Source organism: Rhizobium sp. TH135 (assembly GCF_002855515.1).
In the GTDB taxonomy this organism is placed as follows: Bacteria; Pseudomonadota; Alphaproteobacteria; order Rhizobiales; family Rhizobiaceae; genus Allorhizobium.
In genome coordinates, this window is the sequence record NZ_PKRP01000014.1 from 1 (window position 1) to 2637 (window position 2637).

At 62.4% G+C, this 2637-nt stretch carries 2 protein-coding genes and 1 pseudogene; all 3 read left to right on the plus strand.

What is annotated here, in order from left to right; all coding sequences use genetic code 11:
• The first annotated feature begins 112 nt into the window (after positions 1-112).
• Positions 113-1243, plus strand: a complete 1131-nt coding sequence (locus C0V73_RS22940) for a hypothetical protein (RefSeq protein WP_102022338.1) — start codon at positions 113-115, stop codon at positions 1241-1243.
• A 152-nt stretch (positions 1244-1395) separates the two neighbouring features.
• Positions 1396-1860 (plus strand): hypothetical protein, encoded by a 465-nt coding sequence (locus tag C0V73_RS22945; protein WP_102022339.1) that lies wholly within the window; start codon positions 1396-1398, stop codon positions 1858-1860.
• Positions 1853-2637: pseudogene (locus C0V73_RS22950) on the plus strand (hypothetical protein); the annotation flags it as partial. The gene C0V73_RS22945 and the pseudogene C0V73_RS22950, both read left to right, overlap by 8 nt.

A 2637-nucleotide genomic window follows, 5' to 3' on the forward strand; every position in this document is an offset into this window, starting at 1 on the left:
CTCGGGTCCTGCCAGGGTAAGCGCGTTCCGGATGACCGGACAAGCGGCCCAAGCCGATGCGCCAACATCGACGAGGGCCTGACCCTCAGCCTTCGTGAAAAGGAATCGGGCTATGACCACGTTTACTTCTCAAACCCCTCAGGGGGAAGTTCTCCGTTCGACCACCAATCTTATGGGCAGCGCCGATACCGGCTTTGCCCATTCAGGCTCCCGCCCGCGTCCGTTCGGCTTTGGCCGCAACGCACTTTCTGCACCGGCGTGCGAACCGGCGGTGCTGCGCCGCCATCCGCACCTCGTCCGCTTCGAGGACGTCGAAGCCGATCTCGATGTGCTCATCAATCGCGCCATCACCGCGATCACGGACGGCGAACCGGCGGAAGACGAAATTCTCGGCCATTATGTGAACATCGCCTCGCTGGTCCGGGCAGTGTCGTTCAGGGAGGGGAAGCTTCTTGAATACGCGTTCGAGCGGGTGGCCCGGGCGAATCCGAATGTCCTGGTCCTAACGCAGTCGCTCAAACTGCCGCTCGTGAAAGCAGCACTCGAAGCTGTGTCCGGCAATGATTGGTCGAGCCTCGACGGCATCAAACTCGATTGCGAGTCACCGGCCAAGGGCAGCTACACGCCGGACTTGATCGTCGTTAACCGCGCGCGACACACCGCATACATCCTCGACCTCAAGCGCTCGCTCGCGTCTTACGGCGACACCAGCCGTCTCGAGGAACTCAAGATGAAGATGATGGCTTCGGCGATGGTGTTGCCGGACTGGCTTTACAAGAACCAGAAGCGCCTCATGGTCGACGCGGTCGAAGTTGCCATCGTCGATGGGGCCAGCCGTCCGAGTGATCACGCCACCGGCATCTGGGCTCTCTCCGAAATCGATGACCTGCTTGAGATCGACGGGGCCGCATCTTGCATGGCCGAACTGCGCCGCCGCTTCGGCATCCGGGTGCAGCAGCTTCTCGAGGTCGAAGCGCGCAAGGCTATTGGGGTCGATGAGCGGTTCGCCGAAGCGGTTGCCGATACTAAAGCTGAGCTGATCGCGCCGAAGCCACCTCGGATCAACCTCAACGGTCCGGACCGGACGTTCGAGGAAGATATGGCTGCCCGATCGTTCGACGAGGATTTGGATCGCGCCCCCTGGGAGGAAGAGAGCTTCGAGCGGCTGGATTCAATAGATGACGACGAGCCGCGCCCGGTCTTCTTCCGCGTCGGCTACGCTCGCCGTCCTGCGCCGCATTGATCTGATCCGTTTGATGATCTGAGTACTGCAGCCAGGCGCTTGCCGTCAGGCTGTGGGCGTTGATCGCCACCGCTTTCGGGCCGTGGATCCTCTCACCATTCCCCGTTCCCCGTTTGCGCTGGACCCTGATGCGGTCCGGCCAAGGAGTTCCCATGTCTTCTGACATCCATTCGGAGGGGCTGCCGCGCATGCATTGCGAAGCTGTCACCCCGAGCAACCGACCTACGACACTTGACTGCCACCGTCCCCACGATGCCTTGCTCCGCACCCGGAGTGCCCCCACCGATCAATCGCCCACGGATGATCCTGCCGTGGCGATCAGCCTCGCACTTGGTCACGTCCGAACGCAAGAGGGACTGACTGGCATCGTGCCGCCTCGCGTGATGGCGCACCTGCTGGTCCATATCGAGCGGGGCGATCCAGCCTGCGAAGTGGTCATGGATTGGCTAGCCAAGCGTAGCCGCAACGCCGCCGTGCAGCGCGAGCGTCGCAGGGTTCGCGAGCGTCCCCGGCCCGAACCGGGCCGTCTGAGGAAACGCGCGTTGCGGGCACGAGACCTTGGCCTATCCGACTTGGCAATTATTGCCGAAACTGCGGAGGGTAACATCGATGAGTAAGATCGCCCGTTTGTTGGTTCACCGGCTCGAACAGCTTGCCAGGCGCGAGGCGAGGCGCAACGCCCTGCGCAACGGTTTGCTGGACGTGAAGGCCATCGAGATCGACGGTCACATGACCCGGCGCTACACGCCAGTGTTCGACACCTCGTCCCTCACCGGCGATCGGGACAAGGACTTGGCATGGGTGCGGCGGCACTTTGGCGACTATCTGCTGCCAGCGGCGGGAGCGTTCGAAGGCACTTCCGTGCCCGCGGGTCTGCGATCGGCATCTCGGCGGAGGTCCAATTCTAAGAATGAGCGTCTGTCTGTCACTGATCATGCAAGCCGCGCCTATGCCCTAAGCCTCATCGGCCAAGCGGGCAAAGGACCCCTCGTCAGCAACATCATCGCTGCGATCGTCCTTGCCCGGGCGATTGATAGAACACGTGTGACCCTGGCCTCGATGGTCCGCGCGGCGGCGATGCCGGCTCCGGTGATCGCACTCCACGCGCCCATTGTCGGCTTCGAATCGGCAATTCGACGGCTGATCGAAGTCCCGGGATTTGTACCCGGTGGCGATCTCAAGGGGCTCGATGGGGAGTATGTCTATGACGACATGACCATCGCCGGCGATGAAGGCCCAGGGAGAACCTACGTTCTACTGCTCGGGCACCTCTTGCGCCGCGTGGCTGGCGGCAATCTGCAGCGTCGGCTCCTCAATGCGCTGCGACGTGACTATCCCGTCGTTGCAATCTGCGAAGATGCGAAAGGTGTTCCGGACGAGATCACTATCGCGGC

What these genes read in the sequence shown, in the direction of transcription:
- C0V73_RS22940 (WP_102022338.1), top strand. Translation starts at nt 113, where the DNA reads ATGACCACGTTTACTTCTCAAACCCCTCAGGGGGAAGTTCTCCGTTCG.
- C0V73_RS22945 (WP_102022339.1), top strand. Translation starts at nt 1,396, where the DNA reads ATGTCTTCTGACATCCATTCGGAGGGGCTGCCGCGCATGCATTGCGAA.